Raw genomic sequence first — 21,242 nt, forward strand, 5'->3', positions numbered from 1 at the left:
GCTTAACGCCCCTCTTTTCTCACCCGCTCGATATGAATGGCGAGGAACATAATTTCTTCGGTTGTCAGCTCACGCTGGTAGCTTTTGTTCAGGTGCTGCGCAATTTTCTCGGCGCATTTCCACGCCTTCGCGTAGTTGTCTTTGACTGCCGTATGCAGCGAGACATCGTCATCTTCCACCACGGTGCGGATGAGCATCCGCTGGGCAAAAAACTTCAGGTGGGTGACGAAACGCTGGTAGCTGAGCGACTCTTCGTCATACTCAAGCTGCAGCTGATACTTCACCAGCTGCAGGATCTCCTGCATCACCCGCGTCACGTGCATCACCTCCGGCATTTCGCTGTTCAACTGCGCGGTAACCAGATGCAGGGCGATAAAACCGGCCTCATCCTCCTCCAGTTCGACGTTCAGGCGTCTGGCGATAATGGCCCGCGCCTCCTGCCCTAGTTCGAACTCCTTCGGATACAGCCGTTTAATATCCCACAGCAGCACGTTTTTGATGGCCAACCCGTTCTTCTGCCGCTCAATCGCAAAGTAGCAGTGATCGGTGAGGGTGATATACAAGCTCTCCTGCAGCTTGCCCAGCCGCTGCGCCGCCAGCCCGATGATGCGGTCGCAGGTGGTCATCACCTCCAGCGGAATCTGACTCAGCAGCTCGCCGAGCCGACGCACCAGTTCATCGCTTTGTAACGCAAACACCTTTTCAACCCGCGCGGTATCCAGCGCTTCACCGACGCGCTTCTGAAAGGCCAGCCCACGGCCCATCACCACCTGTTCGCGCCCGCGCTCATCCTGAACAACCACCACGTTATTATTGAGTATCTTGGCGATTTTCATCTGAACCCCAGAAACAAAAAAACCTGACCTCCGGCAGATGCCAGAAAATCAGGTTTTGCCTGCCTAAGCAGTAACAATCCAGTTCTGGCACTCTAACAGTTTCATTCGTAGCCTCAATGCGTCACGCGTCAGAAACGTGACGCGGATCGAACTTGCTACCGTGATATCAGAAGGTCACCACCGTTTTCAGCTCGGTGACCCAGGCATCCTGGGTGCGACTGACCCCGCCGGGATGGTGCCAGTACTGAATGCCCGGCTGCAGTTCAAGCCATGACACCGGACGAAAGCGGTAGTAAAACTCGCCGTTCAGGGAATGGCCCGGCACCGGGTGCCAGGCCGGATTGTTGTAGTCGCTCACGCCGCTCAGGCTGTTCAGGTAACGCTGGTTGCGGGCGTACTGGCTGCTCATATCAATCCAGGTTAAGCCAAAGCCAATCCAGTCTTCCGGTCGCGCATCAAACAGTCCGCGGTAGCGCAGCGAGGCGGCATAAACCTGATGCATGTAGTTAGTGCGCTGATCCGCAAGGCTCATGCTGAACGAGGTGCTCAACCCGCGATTCGGGTCATCCTGATGCTGCGTAAGCTGCTGGTTCAGCCCGGCGTACATGAACCAGGTCCGGCTGTGGGTATCGAATCCGTCCGGGTCCGTCGCGCCCGCCCCGCCGGATTTGCCGCGATAGAGATCGGTTTGCGGCGCGTTGGTAAACACCACGCCCAGGTTGTACGCGCCCGGCAGGCCGTTAATCAGCGGACGCGCTTCGATTTCAACCGGCAGTAAGACCCCTTTGCTGCCCTTCGTCGACCAGCTCCAGGCATGGCTGCGGCTGGCGGCCTGCGGATTCTGCTCCATCACGCCGCCTTTTAAGGTCAGCGTCGGCGTTAATTTATACGCAAGCGTGGTTCCCCAGGTGTGGACGTTCCAGTTGTTCCAGGTGAGCGAGTTGGCTGACTTTCCGCCGCACTGGGACAGCAGCTGAAAATCACAGGGGATAATTTGATCGAAGGTCTGCACCTTGTTCATCATCCCGATGCGCCAGGTCAGACGCCGGTCGTCAAAGCTGCGGGCAAAGGTCAGCCAGCCCAGACGGGTAATCGACTGCCCGCCCCAGCTCTCCTGGGTCAGATCGTTGAAGTTGACGCGCGGGTCCTGCACGCGTTTGGTGGTGAGATCGTCATTGTGGTTGCGGTTGACGATGTTCCCCTCGATACGCGCGTCCGGGATACCGGTCCAGCGCTCCAGGTCCTGGTTGAAGGTCAGCGCGAACTGGTCAATATAGGCCACGTGGGAGTCGTGGTTATATCCGCCACCGCCGTTCCAGCCAATTTCATTCAGGTATCCGAGGTTATAGGTAAAACCGTTATCGTTAAGGATTTTACGTATGCCGAGCATTTCGCCCAGCACAGGCTCCGGCGGAGCTTCAAACCCTAATACCGTACCGTTCCAGTCTTGCGCCATCGACAGCGGGGATATCGCCAATAAGGCGAACGCATAGAGTTTATTTTTATATGCCATGATAACAACCTGTGATTGAGTATTGAGTGCGTAACCGGCCGCAGGAAATTTTTCTATTTCCTGTCGCTATTTCTTTTTTTAAAAATCATTAAAAAGCGCTAAGCCAAATATCTCTCCTGCGTAAATGACAGGCAAAAAAAAACCTAAGCGCCCCACAGCGAAAATGCTGTGGAACGCTTAGGTTTTGCCTGTTAACCAGTCACAATCCTGCGTTGAAAACAGTGGCACCTTAACACCGTCGCGCCACGTTGAAAACCTGAACTGTTTTCTGTTTTAAAAAAGTGTGAGCAATTTAACGCTTATTATTTGGCCTGAATCACCCGCGCAATATCAGCCGACGTCTGTAAAGTACGAATCTCCTGAAATAATTCCAGCGCTTCCTCGTACTCTTTGCGTAAATAACTCAGCCACTGCTTAATACGCGCGACGTGATACAAACCGGTGTCGCCCTGCTTTTCCAGACGGCTGTATTTTTGCAGCAACGTGACGACATCTGCCCAGGGCATACGCGGTTCGTTATATTTCACCACCCGGCTGAGGTTGGGCACATTCAGCGCGCCGCGGCCGATCATTACCGCATCGCAGCCGGTGGCCTGCAGACAGGCCTGCGCGCTCTCGTAATCCCATATTTCGCCGTTGGCGATCACCGGAATGGAGAGGCGTTTGCGGATCTCACCGATCGCCTGCCAGTTTATGCGATCGGCTTTGTAGCCATCTTCTTTAGTGCGGCCATGCACCACCAGCTCGGTGGCCCCGGCCTGCTGCACCGCATCGGCGATCTCGAACTGTCGGGCATCGCTGTCCCATCCCAGCCGCACCTTTACCGTCACCGGCAAATGCGCGGGCACGGCCTCGCGCATGGCTTTCGCGCCGCGGTAAATCAGCTCAGGATCTTTCAGCAACGTCGCCCCGCCGCCGCTGCCGTTCACCAGCTTCGACGGACAGCCGCAGTTGAGATCCACCCCGTAAGAGCCCAGCTCAACCGCGCGGGCGGCGTTTTCCGCCAGCCATTCCGGATACTGGCCGAGGAGCTGAATCCGCACCAGCGTGCCGGAAGAGGTCCGGCTCTGGTTGTGCAGCTCGGGGCAAAGCCGGAAGAAGGATTTTACCGGCAACAGCATATCGACCACGCGCAAAAACTCCGTCACGCAGAGATCGTAGTCGTTCACCTCGGTCAGAAGCTCGCGCACGAGGGAGTCGAGCACGCCTTCCATTGGGGCCAGTAAAACACGCATAGCAGTACCTGTGAAAAAAGACGCGCTATAGTAGCCGCTCTCTATATCGCTGGGAAGCGCTTCTGTTCAGGCAGAAAGTCACCCGGCGTTGCCCCAACAATGGCGCGAAACGCCGCCGCAAATGCCGCCGGGCCGGAAAACCCCAGCATCCAGGCCACCTGCTTAACCGGGTATCCGTTGGCGAGGAGATCCAGCGAGGCACAAATCCTTGCGCGCTGTCGCCAGGCCCGGAAGCTAAAGCCGGTATCGTTGATAAACGCACGTGAAAATGTGCGTTCTGACATCGCGGCCCGTTCCGCCAGCCTTTCCAGAGAGAGATCCCAGAGATTGTTGGCAATGAGGTCACAGGCCACGCGATGTAAGCGCTCATCCACGGGCATCGGCAGTTCGGCCGAAATCTGCTGCGTCTCGCTGAGGATATCGAGCAGCAAAACGGCCATGCTGCGCTGGCTTGCCGGGCGGTATTCCGCGCTGAACAGCCCGGCAATCAGCTCTTTGAACAACGCTGTGGCCATAATCACGTGAACCTCGTCTTTCCGCTTAAAAGGCTCGCATTGCGATATCAGCGTCGGGCTAAACCAGACCGCGCGGAGCTCCGTTGTGGATAGCACGCTGTAGGTGTGTTCCTGAAAGGGAGGGATCCACAGCGCGCGCTGCGGCGGTATGACCCAGCGTTTGCTGCCGGTTTCGACCAGCATGACTCCTTTGATGGCAAACAAAAGTTGTCCCTGCGAATGCTGGTGAGGCGGATCGACTTCGCCGCGCGTATAGCGAATTGCCCCTCTTGACCATCCGATGGCATCGTCGTGAATTGGCGTTTTATCGATAACGGTTGGCATTTCACATTCCCCCCTTCCTCTTATGATGCTGCTTGTACACGTAACCGGAGAGAGACGCAATGCACATCCATTTTATTATTCATGAACATTTCGAGGCGCCAGGCGCCTATGAAATCTGGGGGAAAAGTCGCGGCTGCAGTCTGAGCTACACCAGAGTGTATCAGGGCGATTCATTACCTGAGGAACTGGGGCACACAGACCTGCTTATCATCATGGGAGGCCCGCAGTCCCCCGCCACCACGCGTGAGGAATGCCCCTGGTTTGATGCGCAGGCGGAAAAGGCACTCATCAGCCGCGCGATAGAGGCAGGTAAAACGGTGATAGGCGTTTGTCTGGGCTCACAGCTTATCGGCGAAGCGCTGGGCGCCGCGTTTTGCCACAGCCCGGAAAAAGAGATCGGCAAATTTCCCGTCAGGCTCACAGATGCAGGCAAGGCGAACCCGCTGTTTGAAGACTTTGGCAGCGTGCTGAACGTCGGTCACTGGCATAACGACATGCCTGGGTTGACGCCGCAGGCTAAGGTTCTGGCTTACAGCGAGGGCTGTCCCCGCCAGATCGTGCAATACAGCGAACGGGTTTACGGTTTCCAGTGCCATATGGAGCTAACGCCGGAGGTGGTAGAGTTGCTGATTGAGCATTCGCAGAATGACCTTCGCCGCGCGGGTGAATTCCGTTTTGTCGAAACGGCGGAAAAACTCCGTTCGCATGATTATCGCGAAATGAACCAGGTGCTGTTTTCTTTTCTCGATAAGCTGACCGCCTGACGCTGATGCCTTCTCTGGCGCGTTACTTCGCCAGCGCAACCCCTTTCCTCTAAACTCTAGCCTGCACCAGTAAGGTGATACCGGACGTTCCATTCCGGAATGTCTGGTATGCTCAAAATTCATGATGTGATCCGTGGCACATTTTTAGGTTTAATTGTATGATGAATGCGTTTCAGCAAGGACTATCACCATGAGCAAATCATTGAACATTATCTGGCAATATCTGCGCGCATTCGTCCTGATTTACGCCTGCCTGTATGCCGGGATTTTCATCGCGTCGCTGCTGCCCATCACCATTCCCGGCAGCATTATCGGCATGCTGATCCTCTTCGTGTTGCTGGCGCTGCAAATCCTGCCTGCAAAGTGGGTCAATCCCGGCTGCTTCGTCCTCATTCGCTATATGGCGCTGCTTTTCGTGCCTATCGGCGTCGGGGTCATGCAGTATTTTGATTTGCTCAAAGCCCAGTTCGGCCCGATTGTTGTTTCCTGCGCGGTGAGTACGCTGGTGGTTTTCCTGGTGGTGAGCTGGAGTTCACATCTGGTGCATGGCGAACGTAACGTGATTGGGGAGAAAACAAAAAAATGATGGACAATATCTGGTGGTCCCTGCCGCTCACCCTTGCAGTCTTTTTCGCCGCACGTAAGCTTGCCGCGCGTTTCAAAATGCCCTTGCTGAACCCCCTGCTGGTGGCGATGGTGGTGATAATTCCGTTCCTGCTGCTCACCGGCATTCCTTACGAACGCTACTTTGCCGGCAGCAAAATCTTAAACGACCTGCTGCAGCCCGCCGTCGTGGCGCTGGCGTTCCCTTTATATGAGCAGCTGCACCAGATCCGCGCCCGCTGGAAATCCATCATTACCATCTGTTTTGTGGGTAGCCTGGTGGCGATGATCACCGGCACGTCGGTGGCGCTGCTGATGGGCGCTTCCCCACAGATTGCGGCGTCAATCCTGCCTAAATCGGTGACCACGCCTATCGCGATGGCGGTTGGGGGCAGCCTCGGCGGCATTCCGGCCATCAGCGCGATGTGCGTCATTTTCGTCGGTATTCTCGGCGCGGTGTTTGGCCACACCCTGCTGAACGCGATGCGTATTCATACTAAGGCGGCACGGGGGCTGTCGATGGGCACCGCCTCGCACGCGCTGGGCACTGCCCGCTGCGCGGAGCTGGATTATCAGGAAGGGGCGTTTAGCTCCCTGGCGCTGGTGATCTGCGGGATTATTACCTCCCTGCTGGCCCCGTTCATTTTCCCGCTGATTCTGGCAGTGATGGGCTAAAATTTGCGATGCGTCGCGCAAATTTCATTTTGATTTCATAAGTTGCATACATAATGAGAAGTGGATCACATATAAAGCCCTGACGGCTCCGTAAACTACCGATCCATTAACCTTTATGAGGCAAACGCCATGCACCCACGTTTTCAAGCTGCTTTCGCCCAGCTTGCAGAGAATTTGCAGTCAGCCCTTACTCCCGTTCTGGCAGATGCGCACTTCCCCGCCCTGCTGACCCCGGAGCAGGTCACGATGCTGAAACAGGCAACGGGACTGGACGAAGACGCGCTGGCTTTCGCACTGCTTCCTCTGGCTGCCGCCTGCGCGCGGGCCGATCTCTCCCACTTCAACGTCGGGGCCATTGCGCGCGGCGTCAGCGGCACCTGGTACTTCGGCGGCAATATGGAGTTCCTGGGCGCAACCATGCAGCAAACCGTTCACGCCGAGCAGAGCGCCATCAGCCACGCCTGGCTGCGCGGTGAAAAAGCGCTGAGCGCCATTACCGTGAACTACACCCCCTGCGGCCACTGCCGTCAGTTTATGAACGAGCTGAACAGCGGGCTGCAGCTGCGCATCAACCTGCCGGGCCGCGCGCCGCACACGCTGGCGGATTACCTGCCGGACGCGTTTGGCCCGAAAGATCTGGAGATCAAAACCCTGCTGATGGACGAGCAGGACCACGGTTTCGCCCTGTCCGGCGATGACCTGAGCCAGGCGGCGATTACCGCCGCCAACAAGAGCCACACGCCGTACAGCACGTCCCCGAGCGGCGTGGCGCTGCAGTGTCGCGATGGCCGAATCTTCACCGGCAGCTATGCAGAAAACGCCGCGTTTAACCCAACGCTGCCGCCGCTGCAGGGCGCACTTAACCTGCTGAACCTGAACGGCTATGACTATCCGGACATTCAGCGCGCCATTCTGGCAGAAATTGCTGATGCGCCGCTGATTCAGTGGGATGCCACTGCCGCAACGCTTAAAGCGCTGGGCTGTACGACGATCGACCGCGTGCTGCTGGCGTAACCCTTCCGGCGGGCAGAAATGCCCGCCAGTTTGTTGAAAAACCCCTCAGTTGAGTCGCTGTTTCTTGCGCTAACCAGGCGGGTAAAGTAGCCTGAGTTAAATTTCACCTTCGGTACGAGCCATCTGCATGTTAAAGCGCGTTTTTTACAGCCTGTCTGTCCTGGTCGGCATACTGCTGTTGATCGTGCTCGGCCTCGACCGGTGGATGAGCTGGAAAACCGCCCCCTATATCTTTGACGACCTGCAGGACCTGCCCTATCGTCAGGTTGGGGTAGTGCTCGGCACCGCCAAGTATTACCGCACCGGCGTCATCAACCAGTATTACCGTTACCGCATTCAGGGCGCGCTGAACGCCTACAACAGCGGCAAGGTGAACTACCTTCTGCTGAGCGGCGATAACGCCCTGCAAAGCTATAACGAACCGGTGACGATGCGTAAGGACCTGATTGCCGCGGGCGTGGATCCTGCCGATATCGTGCTCGACTACGCGGGCTTCCGCACCCTGGACTCCATCGTCCGCACGCGCAAGGTCTTCGACACCAACGACTTCATCATCATCACCCAGCGCTTCCACTGCGAGCGCGCGCTGTTTATCGCCCTGCACATGGGCATTCAGGCGCAGTGCTACGCGGTGCCGTCGCCAAAAGATATGCTGAGCGTGCGCGTCCGCGAGTTCGGCGCCCGCTTTGGTGCCCTGGCCGATCTGTATATCTTTAAGCGCGAACCGCGCTTTTTAGGCCCGCTGGTGCCGATTCCGGCGATGCACGAAGTGCCGGAAGACGCGCAGGGTTATCCGGCCGTCACGCCCGAGCAGCTGCTGGATATGCAGAAAAAAGAGAAATAACAGAGCCGCCTTTATACTTTCTTTACGCCGGGCCTGACGCTTTTTATCTCCCCTTTACGTCGGCTCTTTTAAGCTGAGTTCACTGCCGCTACGGCTTCATTGAAGAATGACTATGAACTCGATAATGAATGCGTTTTTCCTCAAAAGTCTCCGCCCGTACTTTAACTTTCCCGGCTTATCACTCCCTGGCGCACTTAATTCTGGCCTCTGGCTGGATGAAAAAATTGACGCCCTGCAGCACAACGTTGCCGTGGAAGTGGCCGATTATCTGGAACGTTACCCGCAAACGAAACATGTTGACGTTTACCTGAACGATATCAACGGCACGATGCGCGGCAAGCGCCTCTCGGTGGAGAGCATGCTGAGCCTGGAAAAAGGCTGTTATTTTCCGCTTTCCGTCTACTCAATGGACCAGAAGGGAAACATCGCCGCCCCGCTTTATGATGAACCCGACCGGCTGTGCGTCCCGGTCGCCGGTTCTCTGCGCCCCTGTCCGCAGGATCCGGAGCACACCGCGCAGATCCTGCTGACGATGAAAGACAGCGACGGTAACCCCTGCCCGCTTGAGCCGCGCGCGATACTGCAGAACGTCGTGGCCCGCTTCCACCAGCACGGCCTTTTCCCGGTGATTGCCCCGGAAATCGAGTTTTACCTGACGGGACAGGGCGAACGCGATCCGCAAAATCAGGGCTGTTTTCACATGGATACCTCGTCGGCGCATGCGGCGCTGTTTGACGAGCTGGAACAGCTGGCGCACCTTCAGCGCATACCGCTGTCAGGGGTGGTAGCGGAAGCCGAGTCCGGACAGTACGAATTAAACCTGAAGCACAGCCAGCGCGTCGTAGAGGTTTGTGATAACGTGCTGGCCCTGCGCCGCCTGACCCGCTATGTCGCTGAAAAGCACGGTCTTCAGGCCAACTTTATGGCTAAGCCGTTCAGCGAGCTTTCCGGCAGCGGTTTGCACATCCATTTCAGCCTGAACGATAGCCGTGGCGAAAACGTTTTTGCCTCGCCGGTGAACGCGCTGAGCAGCATGATGCGCTTGTGCATCGCGGGCCAGCTGGCGCTGATGCCCGCCTCCGTCGCCATTCTTGCGCCGGGGGTCAACGCGTTTCGTCGCCTGCGTAAAAACCTGACGGAACCCGTCTTTAACTCCTGGGGCTATAACACCCGCTCCGCCGCCTTGCGTATTCCCTGCTCGGATGAGAGCAACCGTCGTATCGAGTACCGGCTGGCCGGGGCCGATGCGAATCCGTATCTGGTCATAGCCACTATCCTGACAGGCATGCTGTACGGGCTGGAACATATCGACGAGGGGGATCTCCCTGAGCACGACCAACCCGAACTGCCGCTGTTCCAGCAGGAGGCGATTGAGGCCTTTGCCCGCTGTCAGTATCTCACCGACAGCCTGGGCGACGCCTTTTCCGAACAGTGGGTCGCCTGCAAGCTTTCTGAACTCGACTGGTTTGAGCGGATTGTGACGCAGGAGGAGTCCCATCTGGCATAGGGCATAAAAAAGCCCGCTCGGTGAGCGGGCCGGGTATGGCGAGTGACGATTACTTCTTACGGGCGTACTTCAGTGAATCCAGCGCAACCGCGAAGATAATGATGGCGCCCTTGATGATGTACTGCCAGTACGGGTTCACGCCGATGTAGGTCAATCCGTAGTTGATGACGGTGAAGATGATCACACCGGTCACCACGCCGAGCACCGTCCCCACACCGCCGCTGAAGGAGACGCCGCCCACCACGCAGGCTGCAATCGCATCCAGTTCGTACATGAAGCCAAGGTTGTTCGTTGCAGAGCCGATACGGCCCGCTTCCAGCATCCCGCCGAAGGCGTAGAACACCCCGGACAGGGCATAGATGATGAGCAGGTTCAGGGCAACGTTTACGCCGGAGACTTTCGCCGCTTCCGGGTTACCGCCGATAGCGAAGATGTTTTTGCCAAAGCGCGTTTTGTTCCACAGGATCCATACGAAGGCGACCGCAATCAGCGCATAGAAGGTGATATACGACAGGCGGAAGCTGCCCAGCGCGATAAACCCTTGCGTAAAGGTCGAGAAGCCGCTGTCAAAGCCCGAGATGGGCGAAGCACCGACGAAGTCGTAGTACAGGGAGTTGATACCGTAAACGATGATCATCGTACCCAGGGTGGTGATGAATGGCGTCACGTTCAGGTAGGCGATGATAATACCGTTGATCAGACCAATCACCGCACCGATGGCGCAGACAATCAGGATCACCACGAAAATCGGCATGGTGGCCATTTCCGGGAAGACCTTGTTGGCGTTTTCCATCGACTGCAGCAGGGTTGCCGCGATAACCGCCGCCAGACCTACCTGGCGACCTGCAGAAAGGTCCGTCCCCTGGGTCACGATCAGGCCCGCCACGCCCAGCGCAATGATAATACGCACGGAGGACTGGGTCAGAATGTTACTCAGGTTCAGCAGGCTTAAGAACGTAGGGTCCTGGAAAATGATGATTGCCAGCAATACTAAAAGAACAACGTAAATACCGCCTTCTTTCAGGTAAGTGAGAAAACTTTTTTTATTTAACGCACTCATGAGGAGCCCCTGATCTTAAAGGTGCAAAGACGCAAGACGCAAAATTTCATTTTGCGTTGTCGTTTTGGTGTCAACAATACCGGCGACGAGACCATTGCTCATAACCAGAATACGGTCCGTGATCCCTAACAGTTCCGGCATTTCGGAAGAAATGATAATGATCCCTTTATTCTTTTTCGCCAGCTCGGCAATCAGCTGATAAATTTCAAACTTCGCGCCGACGTCAATACCGCGGGTCGGCTCATCCAGCATCAGAATTTCTGGCTGCGTTAATAACCAACGGCCAATAATCACTTTCTGCTGGTTACCGCCTGACAACGAACCAATCTGGGTGCGGTGGCCTGGCGTTTTCACGCGCATGGAGTCAATCACCCATTGGGTATCGCTCTTCATGCGGGAGTTATCCAACAGCCCGACTTTGTTTTTGTAATTGCGAATGTTAGAAATTAACGAGTTAAAGTTAATATCCAGATAAGCATAAATACCGGTCGAACGACGCTCTTCCGTCACCAGCGCAAAACCATTATTAATGGCTTCGTTGGCGTTGTGGTTATTGATTTTCTTACCGTGCAGCGTAATGGTGCCTTCGGCTTTCTCACGAATGCCAAACAGGGTTTCCACGATGTCGGTGCGCTTTGCCCCCACCAGGCCGGCAATCCCCAGGATTTCACCCTTGTGCAGGTCGAAGGAGACATCGCGGATAGACGGCTGACGTAACGAGGTCAGGTTGCGCACTTCCAGGATCACTTCGCCCGGCTTGTTCTCTTTGTCCGGGAAGCGCTGGTTCAGGGAACGGCCGACCATCATGGCGATGATCTTGTCCATGTCCAGCCCTTCCAGCGGCTGCGTGGCGATCCACTGGCCGTCGCGCAGGATGGTGATCTCATCGCACAGCTGGAAGATCTCTTCCATTTTGTGGGAGATGTACACAATGCCGCAGCCGCGATCTTTCAGCTTACGAATAATGGTAAAAAGGTGGTTAACCTCTTTTTCCGTTAATGAGGATGTCGGTTCGTCCATGATGACAATTTTCGCATCATAGGAGAACGCTTTGGCAATTTCGATCATCTGCATCTGGGAGACGGATAATGTTCCCACGCGGGCGCGCGGATCGATATCAATATCCAGCTCGTCGAAAATTGCCTTGGTGTCGCGATACATTTTGTCCTGATCGACAAAAACACCTTTGGTGGGATAACGCCCCAACCACATGTTATCCATGACTGAACGCTGCAGCACCAGGTTTAATTCCTGGTGAACCATCGAGATACCGTTTTCCAGTGCTTCTTTCGCTGAATGGAAATCGATCTCTTTCCCCTGAAAAAGAATGCTGCCAGAATCTTTTTGATAGATCCCAAAAAGACATTTTAATAATGTTGATTTACCCGCACCGTTCTCCCCCATTAAGGCATGAATAGAGTGAGGACGCACTTTTAAATTAACATTATCGAGTGCCTTAACGCCGGGAAATGACTTGTTGATACCGCTCATTTCCAACAGGTATTCACCGGATGACTGAGTTGTTGTGCTGACCATAATTATACCTTGTTGGCCTCGCATATCGCGTTATAAAAGGGCGCAACTCGTTGCGCCCAGTGAAGACAAGTTAACTCTTTTATTTACCGATAAACTCAGCCAGGTTGGACTGGTCTACGCCCACGTAAGGTACGCGAACGATTTTGTTGTCAATTTTCCAGTTGGTGCCATCTGCCGCACCTTTGCCATCGGCCAGGTTTTTCGCCAGATCGAAGGTGGCTTTCGCCTGGTTGTTGGCATCGTTCAGCACGGTACCGGCCATCGCACCGGATTTAACCAGCGCCAGCGCTTCTGGCAGCGCATCTACGCCGAATACCGGGATAGAGGATTTGTTGTGTGCTTTCAGCGCTTCTACCGCACCCATTGCCATCGCATCGTTGTTGGCGATAACCACTTCGATTTTGTTGGCGTTAGGGCCGGACAGCCACGCGTCCATCTTATCTTTCGCCTGAGCGGTATCCCACATCGCGGTATCTAACGCCAGCTGCTGGGTTTTCAGGCCCTTGTCGTTCAGCTCTTTGATAACGTAGGTGGTACGCGCTTCAGCATCCGGGTGGCCCGGTTCGCCTTTCAGCAGCACGAACTGAATCTGACCGTCTTTGTTCAGGTCCCAGTTCGGGTTCGCCGCCCAGTGTTTCGCGATCAGATCGCCCTGAATAATACCGGACTCTTTGGAGTCGGTACCGACGTAATACGCTTTGTCGTAGCTATCCAGCGCCTTACGGGAAGGTTCTTTGTTGAAGAAGACGATCGGCACGTTCTGGCCGCGCGCTTTTTCAATAACCGTGCCTGCTGCAGCCGGGTCAACCAGGTTGATGGCCAGGGCTTTCACGCCTTTCGCCAGCAGAACGTCGATCTGGTCGTTCTGTTTGGACTGGTCATTCTGGGAGTCGTTCATCAGCAGCTGAACGTCTGGCGCTGCTTTCGCATCTTTCTCAATCGCTTTACGCACAACAGACATGAAGTTGTCGTCGTATTTATAGATGGTCACACCAATACGGGTATCCGCAGCGTGCGCTGCTGCACCAAAAAGCATGCTTGCCATTACAGCAGACAGGGTCAACACCTTCTTATTCATGGTATCTCCGGTTTTTTTTATGCAGGGTAGTTCTTGTGAATAACGAGCGGCGGGCAGATGTTAATAAAACGTTACTGACAGCCGAGGTTCACTTATAAAATTTCTCTCTTCCGTGTTCGGTAACGCTCCAGAAATGCGTTTTATTCGTTGTTTGCGGCACATTGGCTATAGTGAAAGTGAATAATCACTGTTACATAGCGTTTCAGCCCCTAAAACGCTGACATCATAGTCAGCGCCTTGTTAAGATACTGTGAATTTACTCACAGATTGAAAACGGTTACATCACCACATGTAATCAGTTAGTGATCGGAACCACAATTTGCCGGGCCGCGACGGAGTGGCGGCGCACTAAAGTCGGCATGAAACAGTGTGTTGCCCCCGGATCCAGCATGCCTGCGGCCCCCTGTAACGCCAGCTCAGTCGCCAGTTTCGCCATAGAGGCAATCGGGTAACGCACGGTTGTCAGCTGCGGGTCGGTGTAACGGGCAATCGGGATATCATCGAAACCAATGAGTGATAAATGCTGTGGCACCGCAATGCCGTTATCCTTCAGCGCCGTCAGGGCGCCTGCCGCCATGCTGTCGTTATAGGCAAACACCGCAGACAGCTGCAGATTGCGGCCCAGCAGCTCCACCATCGCCGCTTCACCGCCCTGCATGTCCGGCGTGCCGGTCCCCACCCAGCTCTCGGATGGCGTAATGCCGTGCTCTTTCAGGGCGTTTTGCCACCCCTCGCGCCGCAGTTCGTCATCTTCAATCGCGTGGCTGGAGGCCAGATAACCGATCCGCTGATGCCCGTTGTTAATGAGCATTTTCGTGGCCATCATGGCGCCGCTGACGTTATCCAGCCCGACGCAGCGGTGGGCATAGCCGGGGACGATGCGGTTGATCAGCACCATGCCCGGGATCTGCTCCATCAATCCGGTTAGCTCTTCATCGCTTAAGGCTTTTGAGTGAACAATCAAGGCGTTACAGCGCTGGCGGATCAGTACTTCAATGGCATGGCGTTCTTTTTCCGCCTCATGATAGCTATTGCCGATCAGGACATATTTCTCATGCTGCTGGGCGACCATATCGACCGCTTTCACCAGTGCTCCGAAAAAGGCATCCGAGACATCCATTACCACCACGCCGATGGTGTCGCTGACCTGCGTCGCAAGCGCCTGGGCATTGGCATTTGGCCGGTACCCGAGCTGGGTCACGGCTTTCATTACGGTTTCTCGGGTTTCAGGGCTGACCAGCGCGCTATTGTTCAGCACGCGTGAGACGGTAGCCACAGAAACGCCCGCCTGACGAGCGACGTCACGAATGGTGATCATATTCACCATCCTTCAAAGGATTGCAGCAACTCACAGACACCCCCTGTGTTTAGCAAGGTGGCTATTTTGGCAGCGAGAGAAAGGGGACTACGTGAAGAAGCTCACAGTCATGAAAACGCTTACATCCGTTTTGTTAATGATTGTGATCCAGATCGTTATCTGGATGTATTTTTCAATGATATCCCTGAAGCACGTGCGGTTAACTGACGCCATACCCACTCCAGCGGTCCCTGGCGGAAATAGCGTAGCCAGAGAACAGAAAACGCCAGGTTTACTGCCCAGACCGGAATAACAAACGCCAGCAGCGTAAGTCGGTCGAATTTCATAAACAGGCCAAAGCGATAGAAAAGCGTGGTGCAGATCAGCGTTTGCAGGAGGTAATTGCTTAACGCCATGCGTCCTACGCAGGCGATAGCGCTGACCATCCACAGACGAGAAAGCGAGGGCCAGAAGCCGTAGATCAGCGCCGCGTAGCCGATGGTCTGGAACGGTGCGCTCAGTTCACGCGGCACCTGGAGCAGGAACGCGCACCAGCGGTAATCCCAGTGGATATGCCACTGCGCTATCACCGCCGGGAGGTTAATCAGCACGCCGAGCAGCACCAGACCGGCGCCTGTGCGACGATAGTGACGCAGGCTGAATTCCCCTTTCAGCCAGCCGGTGCGCATCAGTGACGCGCCCATCAGCATCATGCCCGCCAGCTGCCAGCCGTATTGCGCGCCCAGCGCGAGGAGGTTATCCCCCAGCATATCCGCGCGGTTGCTTATCGCTTCCGTACCGCCCTTCAGCTTCCAGAACTGTTCGTACTGCAGGTTAGCAGCATCCGGGATCCAGGCACGATTCGTCGTCTCCCCGGAGATCATCCCCAGCAGCAGCAGTACCCCAAGCCCCATGACATAGAGCATCACGCCGGTGTTGAACAGGCTTTTAACGCTGTGCGCATCGCGAATGAGGCGCCAGCAGATGAGCCCGACTAACCCATACGCGAGAAGAATATCGCCGTCCCAGAAGAACAGGCCATGGATAAAGCCGAGGATAACCAGCAGCGTCAGGCGCGACTGGATCCAGCGCGTGCCGCGTTTGAGGAGAAGCTGCAGGCCTGCGCCAAACAGCAGGGCGAAGAGCGTAAGGAATTTGACCTGCGCAAAGAGATCGAGGATTGCCCAGGTCCAGGCATCACTGCGGGTGATGTCGCCATACCACGCGGGATTGAGATACGCCGCCTTCGGCAAACCGAAGGCGGCGATATTAAGCAGCAGGATACCGAGAATGGCGACGCCGCGAACAAAATCGAGCGTGACGTTTCGCTCCATGGTCCCTGCCCTGTCAGACTTAGTTGTGGTGACGTACGGCGCGCAGGAACTCCTGGCGGGTATTCTGGCTCGATTTAAACAGACCGCCCAGCGAGGTTGTGGTGGTCGCACTGGTGGCATCGCGCACGCCGCGCGCTTTCACGCAGTAGTGAACCGCGTCGATAGAGACGGCCACGTTATTAGTGCCCAGCAGCGTTTGCAGCGCGGTCAGGATCTGCTGGGTCAGGCGCTCCTGCACCTGCGGACGCTGAGCGAAGAACTGCACGATGCGGTTGATCTTCGACAGACCAATCACCGTATCTTTGGGGATATACGCCACGGTCGCTTTACCGTCGATGGTCACGAAATGGTGTTCGCAGGTGCTGGTCAGCGTGATATCGCGGACCGTTACCATCTCATCCACTTTCATCTTGTTTTCAATGACGGTGATTTTCGGGAAGTTGGCGTAATCCAGGCCGGAGAAAATTTCGTCGACGTACATTTTCGCGATGCGGTGCGGCGTCTCCATCAGACTGTCGTCACTCAGATCGAGATTCAGCAGCTCCATGATGTCGGTCATGTGACCGGCAATCAGACGCTTGCGGGTTTCATTGTCCAAATCCTGTACGGGCGGACGCAGTGGCGTTTCAAGACCGCGCGCAACCAGGGCTTCATGGACCAGGGCAGCTTCTTTACTGAGTGATGACATTTTGTTCTCCTGCAGGTGTGGCCTCTTTTGCCCTCGTTGTGGCAAAAGTATGCGTTCATTGTGCGTGAGGCGGCGCACATAATCCAGTATTCACGACGATAATTATTGCGATTGCTGTTGCCTTTCAGCGTGACGATTCCAGACAAGCGCTCCTCCAACGAACAGCGCAATGCCCGCCAGCCCCAGTGCGGGCTCCAGCCGGTGGGTAAGCCAGGTTGATAACGCCGAGGTGACCGGACCAATCAACTGCCCAATCGCATACCCGGTGGTGAGCAGGCCTGCCATATAACGCGTGTGGTTTGGCGCCAGCTCGCGGCCGTATAAAAGAGAGAGCTGCACGGCACACAAAAAGCCGCCGCCCACCAGCAGCCCACCCGTCAGCAAACCGCCAATCCCCGGCAACAGCCAGGCCGCCAGCACGCCTGCGCCCTGTAACCACAGTACGATCGCCAGCCTGCGGTTAGCCGTTGAGGTATGGCGTAACAGAATACTGAGCGCAATCCCCACCACGGCGGCGAGACCAAAAATCGGCCAGACAAACTGGGCAAACAGGCTGCCGGGAAAACGCACGGCCGCCATTTGCGACAGGAAGGTCGCCGGAAGGATATAGCCAAACCCGGCCAGGCTGTAGCTCCAGACCAGACGCGTTAAATCCGCCGTCAGCACCAGCGGCTCCGGCGCGGTGCCGGGTCGATGGAGCTGCCCGGATCGCGGCAGGTAGCGCGCCACCAGCGCAATCAGCACCAGCGCCAGTACGCCGTAGATTTGCCATGCCGCCCCGGCCGACAGGGACTTCGCCTGAATATAGACGGCGAGCAGCCCGCTCAGGGCAATGCCCGCCCCCGGTCCGGCAAACACCGCAGCGCTCAGGCCCGGTTTACCCAGCTGCCCCAGCCGTTCGTTGGTCCAGGCGGCAATGAGTACCATCGACCAGCCGCTCATGCAGCCAATCACGAAGCGCAGCAGGCCGTGCACGACGGCGTTATCCGCTGCCGCGGAGAGCAGCGTCAGCGCCACCGCGCCGGTGATGCCCAGCCAGAGGCGCGTTTCAACGAAGCGGTGCGCACGCATCGCATCCCACGCCCCCACCAGATAGCCCAGATAATTCATCGCCGCCACCAGACCCGCGCTGGTCAGCGTAAGCTGTCCGGCAGCAATCATCAGCGGTACCTGAGGCGTAAAGGCAAAGCGCCCTATCCCCATCGCCACCACCAGAACGACAAACCCACTGAGCGCAATACGCAGCGCCATGACCGCTCCAATTGTTAAAGAAAAGTAAATTTATGATGCAGCATCTCGCCGTCTGGCGAAAGTGAAAGTTACTCACAGGTCAATGAAAAGGCTGTATTATGGGTTTTATGAATACGCATTCTCATTAAGGAGCCCTGCATGGAACTGCTCGAAGAGCACCGTTGTTTTGAAGGTCGACAGCAGCGCTGGCGGCACGACTCCACCTCTCTGAACTGTGCAATGACGTTCAGCATTTTCCTGCCGCCGACGGAAAACCCGCCGGTTTTGTTCTGGCTTTCCGGCCTGACCTGTAACGACGAAAACTTCACCACCAAAGCGGGCGCGCAGCGTATTGCCGCCGAGCTGGGCATTGCGCTGGTGATGCCAGACACCAGCCCGCGTGGCGACGATGTGGCCGACGATGCCGGATACGACCTGGGCAAAGGCGCCGGGTTTTATCTCAATGCGACCGAGCAGCCCTGGGCGCGCCACTACCGCATGTATGATTACCTTCGGGATGAACTTCCTGCGCTGGTGCAGTCGCAGTTTGCGGTTGGCGAGCGCTGCGCGATCAGCGGCCACTCGATGGGCGGACACGGGGCGCTCATCATGGCGCTGAAAAATCCGGGGAAATACGTCAGCGTGTCGGCATTTGCACCGATTGTGAACCCAACGCAGGTGCCGTGGGGGCAGAAAGCCTTCACACACTATCTGGGTGAGGATGTGGAAAAATGGCAGGCATGGGACAGCTGCGCGCTGATGCTGGCCAGCAAAGCTGAAGAAGCCATTCCCACCCTTATCGATCAGGGTGATGCGGACCAGTTCCTCGCCGGACAGCTGCAGCCTGCGGTGCTGGCAGAAGCGGCACGCCAGAAAGACTGGCCGCTGACGCTGCGCATTCAGCCGGGATACGATCACAGCTATTATTTCATCGCGTCCTTTATTGAGGATCATCTCCGCTTCCATGCGGAGCATTTGTTTGCATAAGCACCGCCTGTTTTGCCCGGTGGCGCTTCGCTTACCGGGCCTACGGGCCTGTGCCCTTATGTAGGCCGGGTAAGGCGCAGCCGCCACCCGGCACATGGCTACATCAGAACTTATAATCCACGCCGACAAAGTAGCGACGGCCATCTTCCGTGTAGCTGTAATCGTCGCGGCTCAGATCTTTGTCCAGCAGGTTCTGCACGCCCGCGCGCAGCTTCACGCTTTTCGTCGCCTGCCACGCGGCGCCGGTATTCCAGATAACATAGCCACCCGGCGTTGGGTCGCTGCTGGTCAGCGCGCGTTTCTCACCGGTGTAGTTGCCCTGAACATAGAACGACCAGTCCTGCGTCGCCTTCCAGTCAACGGTCCCGTTGGCCGTGTGGAACGGCAGATCGGACAGCGGTTTGTTGCCGCCGTTGCTGATATCACGACCGTCGTTGTAGGTGTAGTTCAGCGTCACTTTCCAGTCGTCCGCCAGCGGGAATTTCAGCTCGGTCTCCACCCCGCGGATGCGCGCCTTGTTGACGTTGTAGTAGCGGAATATCGGCTCACCGTCCGCATTCAGGCCAACGTAGTTAGGGTAGCTCTGCGCCTGCTTCGCATTGGCCGTACGGCTGATGCTGATGCGGTCATCGACGTTATTCTGGAAGGTGGTCACGCTGGCCTGCACGCCCTCTAACCAGCCCTCTTCCCCGCTGTAGTACAGGCCGAATTCGAAGCTCTCGCTGGTTTCCGGCTTCAGATCCGGGTTACCGACAATCTCACAGGCACCGCGGCACGAGCCGGTGACCCAGTCCGGGCTCAGCTGCAGCAGTGACGGCGCTTTAAACGCGGTCGCCCAGCCCCCTTTCACCGTGACGGTATCGGTCGCGTTGTAGACCAGATAGGCGCGCGGGCTCCAGTGGTCGCCGTAGGTATCATGGTCGTCCATACGGATGCCGGTGGTCAGCGCCAGAGGTTCAAAAATCCGCCACTCATCCTCCAGGAACAGGGCATACTGGCTTGTCGACGTACTGCTGCCGGAACCGCCCGTCAGGTTGACCGGATCCTTAAGCTTATCGTGACGCCATTCGCCGCCGAAGGTCATCAGCTGGTTGATGTCGCCCAGCGGCAGCACGTATTTCCCGTCCACCGCGTTGCTCTCGGAGGTGATCGTATTGCTGTTGCCCGGGTTTTTGTTATCCACCTTCTCGCCGTAAACCTTCAGCTCGCTGTTGCCGACGCCCCAGCGGCCGTTGTGGCTGAGAGAGTAGTTCTGACGCTCAAGGCGGTTTTTGTCGAGGGAATCCGAGTCACGATCCTGACGGTCGAAACCGTAGCCCGCCGTAAAGTCGTGATTTTCAGACGGCGTCCAGGCGAACTCCACATTCGCATCGCGGCTGGTGAAGCCTTCAATGCGCGGTGTTTCACCGCTCGCCGTGGTAGAAGATTTCTGCTGACCGTCTTTCTCACGCTTTGCTAGGCTACCGTAGGCTTTCAGCCCCAGCAGGCCGTCCACCAGCGGACCGCTGGTATAGAACTGGCCGTCGTACGTATCACCACGATCGCGATGTTCCTGAATTGTGGAATCAGCGCTCAGGGTGCCCGTCCATTTCTGGCCGATTTTTTTGGTGATAATGTTCACCACGCCGCCCAGCGCATCGGAGCCATAAAGCGAGGACATCGGCCCACGCACGACTTCGATTCGTTCGATGGCGTCAACCGGCACCCAGTTGAGGTCGAAATCATTATGGCGGAACACTGCGTTACGGGAATTGACGCGCTTGCCGTCGATCAGGATCAGCGTGTAGCTGCTGTCCAGCCCGCGAATACTTACCCCTTTACGGTTGTCCCCTTCGCTCGTGAGCTGCACGCCCGGCACATCCCGTAACACATCTTTCAGATTTTGAACGGGTTTGCGCTGCAAATCTTCCTGGGTAATCACGCTGATGCTTGCCGGTGCGTCTTTCAGGTTTTGCTCGGTCGCGGAAGCCGTGACAACCATTGTGTCGCCGGATTCCGCTGCGATAACAGGCAGGGCCAGGGACATTGCGGACGCACAAAGTCCTCCCCTGACGAAGGGATTCAACCTAAACATTCCATATCTCCATGAGGTAAATACAACTCAATCAAATCATCATTGCTCACAGCGTCTTCCTTGCCGCCCACATCTCCGGTGGGTCGGTGACACGCTTATTTTTGATAACGATAAAGCAAACGATAATT

At 56.4% G+C, this 21,242-nt stretch carries 19 protein-coding genes; 7 read left to right on the forward strand and 12 right to left on the reverse strand.

The window, feature by feature from the left end; translation table 11 throughout:
• Positions 1 to 2 precede the first annotated feature (2 nt).
• The 4 genes from licT to BFV67_RS14580 form a co-directional block, all read right to left on the reverse strand.
• A complete protein-coding gene (licT, locus tag BFV67_RS14565; RefSeq protein ID WP_069598550.1) occupies positions 3 to 836 on the reverse strand; it encodes a BglG family transcription antiterminator LicT in 834 nt (277 codons plus the stop codon).
• A gap of 166 nt (positions 837 to 1,002) precedes the next feature.
• Positions 1,003 to 2,292, reverse strand: a complete 1,290-nt coding sequence (locus tag BFV67_RS14570) for a carbohydrate porin (protein ID WP_258320342.1) — start codon at positions 2,290 to 2,292, stop codon at positions 1,003 to 1,005.
• 359 nt (positions 2,293 to 2,651) lie between these two features.
• Positions 2,652 to 3,584, reverse strand: a complete 933-nt coding sequence (gene dusC / locus BFV67_RS14575) for a tRNA dihydrouridine(16) synthase DusC (protein ID WP_021241499.1) — start codon at positions 3,582 to 3,584, stop codon at positions 2,652 to 2,654.
• 41 nt (positions 3,585 to 3,625) lie between these two features.
• Positions 3,626 to 4,423, reverse strand: a complete 798-nt coding sequence (locus BFV67_RS14580) for an AraC family transcriptional regulator (protein ID WP_059362182.1) — start codon at positions 4,421 to 4,423, stop codon at positions 3,626 to 3,628.
• A 59-nt stretch (positions 4,424 to 4,482) separates the two neighbouring features.
• Between BFV67_RS14580 and BFV67_RS14585 the strand changes: the two genes are divergently transcribed.
• The 6 genes from BFV67_RS14585 to BFV67_RS14610 all read left to right on the forward strand — a co-directional run bounded on the left by BFV67_RS14585 (position 4,483) and on the right by BFV67_RS14610 (position 9,830).
• Complete coding sequence (locus BFV67_RS14585) at positions 4,483 to 5,187, forward strand: type 1 glutamine amidotransferase (RefSeq protein WP_069598552.1); 705 nt, start codon at positions 4,483 to 4,485, stop codon at positions 5,185 to 5,187.
• 190 nt (positions 5,188 to 5,377) lie between these two features.
• Positions 5,378 to 5,773: a CidA/LrgA family protein gene (locus tag BFV67_RS14590; protein ID WP_014884558.1), complete on the forward strand. Its 396-nt coding sequence runs from the start codon at positions 5,378 to 5,380 to the stop codon at positions 5,771 to 5,773.
• Positions 5,770 to 6,465: a CidB/LrgB family autolysis modulator gene (locus tag BFV67_RS14595; RefSeq protein ID WP_008500916.1), complete on the forward strand. Its 696-nt coding sequence runs from the start codon at positions 5,770 to 5,772 to the stop codon at positions 6,463 to 6,465. The genes BFV67_RS14590 and BFV67_RS14595 overlap by 4 nt, the downstream gene beginning before the upstream one ends.
• A 129-nt stretch (positions 6,466 to 6,594) precedes the next feature.
• Positions 6,595 to 7,479 carry a cytidine deaminase gene (gene cdd, locus BFV67_RS14600; protein WP_069598553.1) on the forward strand — a complete coding sequence of 295 codons (885 nt, stop codon included), beginning with the start codon at positions 6,595 to 6,597 and terminating at the stop codon, positions 7,477 to 7,479.
• A gap of 127 nt (positions 7,480 to 7,606) precedes the next feature.
• Entirely contained in the window at positions 7,607 to 8,323 is a 717-nt protein-coding gene (sanA, locus tag BFV67_RS14605) for an outer membrane permeability protein SanA (protein ID WP_008500918.1), read from the forward strand.
• 124 nt (positions 8,324 to 8,447) lie between these two features.
• Positions 8,448 to 9,830: a glutamine synthetase family protein gene (locus BFV67_RS14610; RefSeq protein ID WP_069598554.1), complete on the forward strand. Its 1,383-nt coding sequence runs from the start codon at positions 8,448 to 8,450 to the stop codon at positions 9,828 to 9,830.
• A gap of 49 nt (positions 9,831 to 9,879) precedes the next feature.
• Here BFV67_RS14610 and mglC read toward each other — a convergent pair whose 3' ends face one another.
• From mglC to BFV67_RS14645, 7 genes are all read right to left on the reverse strand, one after another.
• Positions 9,880 to 10,890: a galactose/methyl galactoside ABC transporter permease MglC gene (gene mglC / locus BFV67_RS14615; RefSeq protein WP_008500921.1), complete on the reverse strand. Its 1,011-nt coding sequence runs from the start codon at positions 10,888 to 10,890 to the stop codon at positions 9,880 to 9,882.
• A 15-nt stretch (positions 10,891 to 10,905) separates the two neighbouring features.
• Positions 10,906 to 12,426: a galactose/methyl galactoside ABC transporter ATP-binding protein MglA gene (gene mglA, locus BFV67_RS14620; RefSeq protein WP_008500922.1), complete on the reverse strand. Its 1,521-nt coding sequence runs from the start codon at positions 12,424 to 12,426 to the stop codon at positions 10,906 to 10,908.
• Between the two features lie 79 nt (positions 12,427 to 12,505).
• Complete coding sequence (gene mglB, locus BFV67_RS14625; protein WP_008500923.1) at positions 12,506 to 13,504, reverse strand: galactose/glucose ABC transporter substrate-binding protein MglB; 999 nt, start codon at positions 13,502 to 13,504, stop codon at positions 12,506 to 12,508.
• Between the two features lie 295 nt (positions 13,505 to 13,799).
• The gene (gene galS, locus BFV67_RS14630) at positions 13,800 to 14,822 is read right to left on the reverse strand and encodes an HTH-type transcriptional regulator GalS (protein WP_008500924.1); all 1,023 of its coding nucleotides are present in this window, start codon (positions 14,820 to 14,822) and stop codon (positions 13,800 to 13,802) included.
• Between the two features lie 155 nt (positions 14,823 to 14,977).
• Positions 14,978 to 16,135: a DUF418 domain-containing protein YeiB gene (gene yeiB, locus BFV67_RS14635; protein ID WP_069598555.1), complete on the reverse strand. Its 1,158-nt coding sequence runs from the start codon at positions 16,133 to 16,135 to the stop codon at positions 14,978 to 14,980.
• A 19-nt stretch (positions 16,136 to 16,154) separates the two neighbouring features.
• Positions 16,155 to 16,823 (reverse strand): GTP cyclohydrolase I FolE, encoded by a 669-nt coding sequence (gene folE / locus BFV67_RS14640; protein WP_008500927.1) that lies wholly within the window; start codon positions 16,821 to 16,823, stop codon positions 16,155 to 16,157.
• Between the two features lie 102 nt (positions 16,824 to 16,925).
• On the reverse strand, positions 16,926 to 18,074 hold the full coding sequence (locus tag BFV67_RS14645) for a YbfB/YjiJ family MFS transporter (RefSeq protein WP_055321900.1): 1,149 nt from the start codon (positions 18,072 to 18,074) through the stop codon (positions 16,926 to 16,928).
• Positions 18,075 to 18,212: 138 nt separating this feature from the next.
• Between BFV67_RS14645 and fghA the strand changes: the two genes are divergently transcribed.
• Positions 18,213 to 19,040, forward strand: coding sequence for an S-formylglutathione hydrolase (gene fghA / locus BFV67_RS14650; protein WP_069598556.1), 828 nt, complete (start codon positions 18,213 to 18,215; stop codon positions 19,038 to 19,040).
• Positions 19,041 to 19,143: 103 nt separating this feature from the next.
• Here fghA and cirA read toward each other — a convergent pair whose 3' ends face one another.
• A complete protein-coding gene (cirA, locus tag BFV67_RS14655) occupies positions 19,144 to 21,114 on the reverse strand; it encodes a catecholate siderophore receptor CirA (protein WP_069598557.1) in 1,971 nt (656 codons plus the stop codon).
• Between the last annotated feature and the right edge of the window lie 128 nt (positions 21,115 to 21,242).

This window comes from Enterobacter roggenkampii (genome assembly GCF_001729805.1).
GTDB classification, from domain to species: domain Bacteria; phylum Pseudomonadota; class Gammaproteobacteria; order Enterobacterales; family Enterobacteriaceae; genus Enterobacter; species Enterobacter roggenkampii.